Here is a 7332-nt window from a genome sequence, read left to right as displayed (position 1 = left end):
CATGATCTTGGAAGCCGTGCCTGTCACGTTCCGGGGCACCGCCGAGCTGGCAGATCGTCACGAACCGGGCGTCACGCGACTACGCCGAAGCCCTGTGTCCTGGTAGACGCGCACCGGTAGGTGAGCTGCCGTAGGTAGGCGTCCAGCGAGGCGAAGACCTCTTTGGACACCACCGTCCGGTAGTAGGCCGCCCATCCGCGAACGATCGGATTGAGCGTCCGCAGTACTGCCGCAGGCTCCGCGCCGCGAAGGGCCCGGATTTCCGTCCGCAGTCTGCCCCGGATCCGCTTGACGGCCGCTTTGCTGGGCTTGATCAGCAGCTTGCCGCTTCGGTAGCGGCGCACGTTGAATCCGAGGAAGTCGTAGCCGTTTTCCGCGTGGACGATTTGCGTCTTGTCCTCGTTGAAGACCAGCCCCCGGGGCGCGAGCCACTCGGCAAGCCGTGCCTTGACCTGCTCAGCCGCAGCGCGGCTGTGGCACATCGCCACGAGGTCGTCAGCGTATCTGACCAGCACAGGAGCGTTCGGCATGGTCTCTCCGGCCCGTCGGCCCGGAGGGTGATACCGCACGCCCGCAGCTGTCTCCATCCCGTGCAGGGCGATATTCAGCAGCACGGGGCTGATCACGCCGCCCTGGGGAGTTCCCTCCTCGGTCTGTGTGAACCTACCGCGTTCCACGACCCCGGCCTTCAGCCATTGCCGGACCAGTCCCCGGGCGGGGAAAGTGCCGAGCCCGGCCAGAAGCTGGTCGTGATCGATGCGGTCGAATGCCGCCGCCAGGTCCGCGTCCAGGATCCACACGCGCTGCGGGTTCTTGCCGCTGAGCGTATTGAAGAGGACCCCGATCGCGTCATGGCAGCCCCGGCCCGGGCGGAAGCCGTACGACCTCGCCTCGAACCGGGCCTCCCACTCAGGCTCCAGCGCCGCCGAGACCCGGGCTTGATGAGCCCGGTCGACGATGACGGGGATACCGAGCGGGCGCCGCTTGCGTCCTCCCGCCTTCGGGATGAACACCCGCCGGACCGCGCGGGCCTGCCAGTTACTGCCGCACTGCTGGATGAAGCGCACCAGTTCCGACTTGCCCGAGGCGGTGAGTACGACCTGATCGTCGATCCCCGCCGTTTTGCGTCCGGCGTTGATCTCCGTCACCCGCCGCACGCTGACCAGCGTGTTGCTCAGGCTCCGGAGCATCAACTTCTGCAGGTTCCTGACCTTCGCCAGGTCCCCTTCCTTCGATGCCGTGAAGATGCGTTGGCGCAGACGGCGTACGTCTTTCTCCGCCTGGTCCCAGTCGATGCCGGGCCAGTCCACGAAGCCGCCCTCCGGTCCGTTCACCCCGGCCGGAGCCAGGGCGTCCAACTTGTCCTTGGGTGCTGTCGCTGCTGTCATCGTCCCTCCTCACAGGCTCACCCGGCTCACGTCAGCGTCCTTTCGGACTCGGACATCCGTCCGTATCGGGCGAGTTGGCCAAAGCGACGGCGGAGAGTCCACCGCCCGTAACCGCCTTGGTTTCCTCCGGCCTTTCGGCGTGCCGGCCTTCGCTTCTTGAGCCGTCCTTTCCCGCCGGAAACATCAGCCTTCCTCACGGTCCGCCCACCGCCCGTCCGGTATGGACGGGCGGCTTCCGTCGGGGTTTCCACGTTCCGCGTGCCTGAGCTGCGACCGGGTTGGGTGCCCTCTATATCCCGGGGCGGCGGTGTCCTCCCGGGCGGCGTGAAGCATCCGCCCGGCGCCTGCCGCGTTCCAGCGGCCTGCCCTGCACCCCGCTGTCGCTTCCCACCGGCGGGGCTTTCTCTCACGAGACGTCATCGAGGGTTCACGGTTGTTCACCCGTCCGGTCTTCCCCTTGCCTGTTGCCCTTGGGTGGAACGAGGGCACTTGGGCTTGTGCCCGGAGCTTCACACCCCGCCGTTACCAGCGACGCATGTCCGGGTGGGGACAAGTCATCGGACACCGACCCGGGGCTACTCTGTCGCCGACGCCATCGCCGACCTCCTCTCCAAGAGAGCCCACTCAACACACGCGACCTCGTGTCGCACCTTCACCTGGGAAGTGCTTCTTTCCTCGCAACCAACAGGACCCTCAGCAAGTCCCATCGTTGCAGGTCAGGAGCACTTTCCGCTTTTATGATCAAGCCTCGGACAGCCCACCTCGTGAAAGCGCGAGGCTAGGCATGACAGCCGCACGGCTGAGCAGTCAGGGATCGACGGGACGTCTCCAGCAGCGGCCGTTGAGTTATGCACCAGATCAAGAGAAAATTTGGCACGCACATTCCTTTATTGGCGCGCAAATTCGATCAGTTGCCAGAGATGGAAGCGATACGAGTCATCTAGAGCCGGCGATTCGAACCTCTTCGTATCCGGAAAATGTCAGGTTTCATTCACGACAGAATGTCGATTGTCTTTGATTGGTAACTGATCGCCAGCGGGGTGGTCACGCCTCCTGATGCACCTTGTGTAGGCGGGGAGCCGGAGTCAGAGTGATGACTATGGCAGGCCATCGCAGCACAGGTAGATTTCCTCGTGAAGGTCAGGAACGCTTTCCGTTTCATACGCATGTTTGCTGTGGCAGCTGCCCGAACGGCGTTGACGGAGTGCGGACGGGACGCCGACGATGCTTCCGGCGTCGACTTCCCCCGTCCGCGGCAGCGGTTTCCGCAGGCTCTGAGGCGCCCCCTTCGGGTGCGGCCTCACTGTCCGCACGCAACTCCGACCGATTTGGATTGGATGGCTCCGCGTGGGAAGGCACTGTCGCAGTGGGCTCGGGGGCTGGCAGCACACCCCATGGTGATGAGAGTGCTAACCGGCCATGTTATTTCGGAGGCCGGGGGGAAGGGGGAGGACATGCAGGAGACTGGCGCCGGTCATGCGTGTTTTCAGTAGGTGCTCACGAACAGCAGCACGCTCCCGTGTTCTCCGAGTCACCCAGGTGTGTCGTCCGATGGCCGCGACAGGCTCCGGATTGTCAATGCGCGGAGCGTACCATTGGCACGCCTGTGACGGCGGTCACTAGCAGTGTTGCGGTTCGTCACGGCGACGCGAGTTGCGTTAGGTGTTGACAAAATGACGATGCGGTGCAGTGGGAAGCGCCCTTAGATGATAGAACCGGGCTTACAGCCCTCCCGTGCCGGCGTTGAATTCAATGCGTAGACGCTATTCCGTAGGCTCGGCTTCCCTGCACCGGCCAGCCGGAAACTCTATTTGTATCGCATTGCAGTCAAATCCATTAATAGGCGCTGACTACGTGTCTGTTAGTCGCACAACTGCTGGGTTCATTTCCTCGGGCAAGCGGAGGGAAGGCCTCACCCGCCCAACCTTGATCCACCTTGACCCAACTGAAGATTGGGACTATGATGTATAGAACGTTCTGTACGCTACCCGCGCTCGTCTCCTGCAGCGTTGGGGGAGCTGCCGCGCTTGGGCAATGGATGACATCGCACTGCCGTGAAGGCCAAGCCAAGGGCTAGCAGGTGCGGGGGCAAGGATGCTCGCGCCCAGCTGGCATGTGAGGGTCAGAAAAGAGATTTAGATCTCCTTGAGCGGCGGAAGTCACTTCGTAGGTGGCCGTCAATTTCGGCCGCCTTGTGGGCCCGTACAGCGGTTGTGAACCGCCGGCGCTAATTGGCGCTCGCACAGACGGGAATGTTACCAATTCAGGTAGAAGGAAAAGAGAGCTACCTGATCGTGGAGGGCGCCTCGTAAGCGACGTGCCGAAGGTGTCGTTTTTGCCCGTTACTGGAAAACCTTTACGAAAGATTGCTGAATCTCCTACGGAAGGGAGGCAGTGATCACGGGAGACTCTAGGTGAACAATCAGCAACTGGTCGGCACTACTGCGACGGGTTCCTCGTCGAACAATGCCATAAAATACCAGAATTCCCTGAAATTGACAGCCCAGCAGGCTAGGGATGCCGAGGAGTTGCTCTCGGATTGGGAGCGCGGCCCGTTTTCGCACCTGACGCGACTGGCCATCCCGCATGCAGACGCCTCCCGAGGATTCAACTTCACTGCAAGCGGCTATCTCATCGACGGTCTGCTGTCCGCTCGAGTGTACAGCGATTCGATGACAGGCTTGTCAGGGAAAAACCTTGATCGAGATCCAGTGGTCGCCGATTTGGTCACCTCTGGCTGGATGGAATTTACAAGTGGCAAGAAAAAGCACTTTGTCAAGCCTGGACAGATCTGCATTCGCGACACAAGGGTCTCTTGGGAATTCGCGTGTGCGCCGGCAACGAATGCGCACGTAGTTTCGATTCCGCGAAATCTTGTGCTTCCGCACGTCGGGTCACCCAGAGTCCTTGATCAGGCTTACCTGACAGATTCTAGCGTCCCCGAGGTTCGGTTTTTCGTGAATTACCTGGAAGCGATCGAAAAAAACAGTACCGATTTGGCGAGTTCGATCACTGCGCAAAATATGGCGCGGAGCGCCTGTGCGGCACTGATTTCAGCCATCCTCTCGGATCATCCTGGCGCGGGATTGAACGGCCATCAGGATGCCACGGTAGCAGCCGCCAAAAAGGTGATAGAGGAGCACCTTGGAAATGGTGATCTGACTCCTCTGCTGATAGCCCAAAAGGTTGGAGTTTCTCTTCGAACCCTTCACCGCTACTTTTCTGCATCAAACGACTCAGTGATGGCGTTCATTCGATGGCGACGTCTACAGAAAGCGCATGACGAACTCATCGCTCGTGGAAGCGCCGTCGGGATTTCCGGGATCGCGGTGCGCTGGCATTTTTCGGATACCAGCCATTTTATCAGAAGGTTCAAAACGGTCTATGGGGCCACGCCCGCCACGTACCTGAGGGATCACGGAAAGGGTTCTCTATAGACGGTTCCCCAAATGGCGAGGCGCTTGTAGTGGCGGGGGGTGCCGCAGCGGTGCCGAGAAGGCCGGGTAGTTGCGGGGGCACGCCCGTATCGGCGGCTAAATTGACGGCAATAGGGGAGCCAGTATAGGGTGCTTCGATGATGCGGGGACTGACTCGTCCACTGAACTCGATTCCCGGTCTGCAAAACGAGCGGCGCTACCAGCGTGGTTAGGGTTACTGACGGGCTGCGGAGAGACGGCCGTCAAGGGTAATACTGAAGGCATCGAGGGCGTTTTTCAGCACATGGTCCAGCGGGCCTGACTCTTGCCCGTGAGCTCCAAGCTCATGCTGACCTGGCAGACGCACTTCAAGGCGGCGGTCTCGTTAGAAAACACCCCGTCTTTGCTGCTCGCTCGCACACGGGTGCCGCCGCCATGAAAGTTGCCGCCGTTCTTGCCGGCCGGTTTGAAGTATCCGATGGTCGCTGATCTTTCCTTCCAAGGCGGACTTCCTTCAGCAGCGGCATGGTTCGGTGCTGCAACAGCTTGCCCCGGTAGCGGCCGCCTCAGTGCCGAGATCATCAGCGCCGAGACCGGCGGCAGCATCGCCCAGTTTGCCGCCAGCCACCACCTGGTCTCCTGGATCGGGGTCTGTACTGGACAGAACGAGTCTGCGGAGTGAGCCACTCCAGCAGCAGCCGTCCTGGTGACAGACGACCTCAAACGGCTCCTCGGGATTGCTGCCATGGTCGCGAACAAGGACTCCTACCCCGGCGTCTTCCCCGGCACCTGGCCGCACGACGCGGCGGCAAACGGGCCCCGATCGTGGTGATGCACCAACTCGCCATTGCCCCATGGCACGGCCTGCACGACAGATCCACTACCGCTAGCTCGGCGCACACTTCACCGGACACGACCCCGAATGCGCCACGCGCCGCATGCTCAAGGAGCCCAGAGCGTGGGTCTGGCCATCCGCTTCGAGCCGATGCCCAGCACCTGAGCTGGGCGGTTCACTCCATTTTTGTCTCAGCCCTGAATTTCAGCCTGCCATGTTCGGAGTCGTTGCGGCGGTCAGTCGGCGACGGTGGTAGGCGAGAGTGCGGGCGATGTCGCTGGGCGGGATGCCGACATCGGTGGGAGTCGTGCTGGCGAGCCTCGGATACAGGATGCGGATGTTTTGGTCGAGGGCGATCCGGATTCGAGGGCGTTTGCCGTCGCGAATGGCGGCGATAGTCTGAGTGCTGATACCCAAGCGAGCAGCGAGGTAGTTGGCTGGCCAACCCGAGGCAGCCAGCGTGGTGAGTATGGCGGCAGCGCGTACGGTGTCGGTCAAGCCTCGCCCGCCACCGCCGCTACTTGGAGTGGTCGGTGTCGGAATGGTGATGCCGAGGATGGCATCGGCAGTGGTGCGAGATATTCGACCGGGCCCGGTTGAGCGTGGCCGGAGCAGACGGCGGATGAGAGTGACGGAGATTCCTGAAATGTTGGCGATGTCCTGGGCAGACATGCCGCGTCGGCGGAGCAGGGTGGCGTGTTCGGCGGCCTGGGAGAGGTCGACTTTGGCTGTCCGGCCAGCGGCGTGGTCGAGCTGACGATCGCGGCGGGCTCGTCGTGCGGCCTGGCGGCAGGCGGGCTCGGTGCAGCCATAGTCGGCGCACGAGGCCTGGCCGTGCCGGACACGGCTGCGGGCAGGCCGACGAGACACTGAGACAGCCACGGACACCAGCAAAGAAGCGGGGACGGGCATAGCACAAGATTGTACGGCCGGGCAGCATGTGAACACGGCAGATGTCGCTCTGCGTCATGCACGGTTTTACCGTGTTCAGTCGGGGAAGCCCGGGGCTTTGGCCCTGGGCGACTTGGCTCCGGAACGTCCGGGCATGAAACGCTCAGACCTCGCTGTGCATTGCAAGTAGGCAGTCAGCGGCGGTGATTGTCAGTCGTGGGTGTGAAGATTGTCGTGCGGCCAAGCTGCTGCCCACCGCCGAACAGGCGGTCGCGCTGCGTTCGACGCTGCACAACTGCAACGCTGGCGCCGGCCGGGCTGCCGAGGTCGCCTCCGCCAAGCGTGAGTTTCCGAAGTTCGGCCTGCAGAAGCTCGTCTACACGGACCTGAGGGCCGCAGGACTCGGTGCCCAGGCGGCGATCCGCACGATCAAGAAGGTCAGCGACGCCTACACGACGCTGCGCGCGAACATCAGTCCGGAAACCTGGGAAAGCCGGGCGTGAAGCGCCGAGTGAAGGCAGAGTCCAAACCGCTTGCCTTTCGATCGGAGGCAACACAGCGGTACAACGACAGGATCCTCACCTGGCAGCACGACGCGGGCCCCGTTTCTGTCTGGACCACCTCCGGCCGGCTCAAGGGCGGCGTCTGGCGCCTGCCTGAAGCTGGGCAAGACTCCTGGGACCGTCAGACGTGCGCTGCGGATACACCTAGACGAGTAAGTCCTATGTGCTGGGCCGACGATCAGGCATGAACAGAGGGTGTTCAAGATCATGTTGTGACGCAAGACCTGAACACCCTCTTG

Annotated in this window: 5 protein-coding genes and 1 pseudogene; 3 read left to right on the top strand and 3 right to left on the bottom strand. The window is 62.2% G+C overall.

Annotation, left to right across the window (positions count from 1 at the left end; all coding sequences use genetic code 11):
• Nucleotides 1–107 precede the first annotated feature (107 nt).
• Nucleotides 108–1388 (bottom strand): annotated as a pseudogene (gene ltrA / locus ACIP98_RS41510) (group II intron reverse transcriptase/maturase); the annotation flags it as partial.
• Nucleotides 1389–3802: 2414 nt separating this feature from the next.
• Between ltrA and ACIP98_RS41505 the strand changes: the two are divergent.
• Nucleotides 3803–4825: a helix-turn-helix domain-containing protein gene (locus ACIP98_RS41505; RefSeq protein WP_401981972.1), complete on the top strand. Its 1023-nt coding sequence runs from the start codon at nucleotides 3803–3805 to the stop codon at nucleotides 4823–4825.
• Between the two features lie 276 nt (nucleotides 4826–5101).
• Here the strand turns inward: ACIP98_RS41505 and ACIP98_RS41500 are convergent, their stop codons facing one another.
• Nucleotides 5102–5410, bottom strand: coding sequence for a hypothetical protein (locus ACIP98_RS41500; protein WP_401981978.1), 309 nt, complete (start codon nucleotides 5408–5410; stop codon nucleotides 5102–5104).
• Between ACIP98_RS41500 and ACIP98_RS41495 the strand changes: the two genes are divergently transcribed.
• Complete coding sequence (locus tag ACIP98_RS41495; RefSeq protein ID WP_401981975.1) at nucleotides 5382–5486, top strand: hypothetical protein; 105 nt, start codon at nucleotides 5382–5384, stop codon at nucleotides 5484–5486. The two genes, ACIP98_RS41500 and ACIP98_RS41495, sit on opposite strands and share 29 nt — an antisense overlap.
• A 357-nt stretch (nucleotides 5487–5843) precedes the next feature.
• Here the strand turns inward: ACIP98_RS41495 and ACIP98_RS41490 are convergent, their stop codons facing one another.
• Complete coding sequence (locus ACIP98_RS41490; RefSeq protein ID WP_401981970.1) at nucleotides 5844–6551, bottom strand: hypothetical protein; 708 nt, start codon at nucleotides 6549–6551, stop codon at nucleotides 5844–5846.
• Nucleotides 6552–6733: 182 nt separating this feature from the next.
• On the opposite strand from ACIP98_RS41490, the gene ACIP98_RS41485 reads away from it, so the two are divergent.
• Nucleotides 6734–7033, top strand: a complete 300-nt coding sequence (locus ACIP98_RS41485; RefSeq protein ID WP_401981968.1) for a hypothetical protein — start codon at nucleotides 6734–6736, stop codon at nucleotides 7031–7033.
• The last annotated feature ends 299 nt before the right edge of the window (nucleotides 7034–7332 follow it).

Origin of the sequence: Streptomyces sp. NPDC088354 (genome assembly GCF_044753585.1) — a bacterium.
In the GTDB taxonomy this organism is placed as follows: Bacteria; Actinomycetota; Actinomycetes; order Streptomycetales; family Streptomycetaceae; genus Actinacidiphila.
Note: the sequence above shows the minus strand (reverse complement) of the source record. Positions and strands in the feature narration are given on the sequence as shown.

Excerpts from the sequence above, each read along its gene's own strand:
- ACIP98_RS41500 (WP_401981978.1), bottom strand. The coding sequence starts at position 5,410 with ATGCTGCCGCCGGTCTCGGCGCTGATGATCTCGGCACTGAGGCGGCCG.
- ACIP98_RS41490 (WP_401981970.1), bottom strand. The coding sequence starts at position 6,551 with ATGCCCGTCCCCGCTTCTTTGCTGGTGTCCGTGGCTGTCTCAGTGTCT.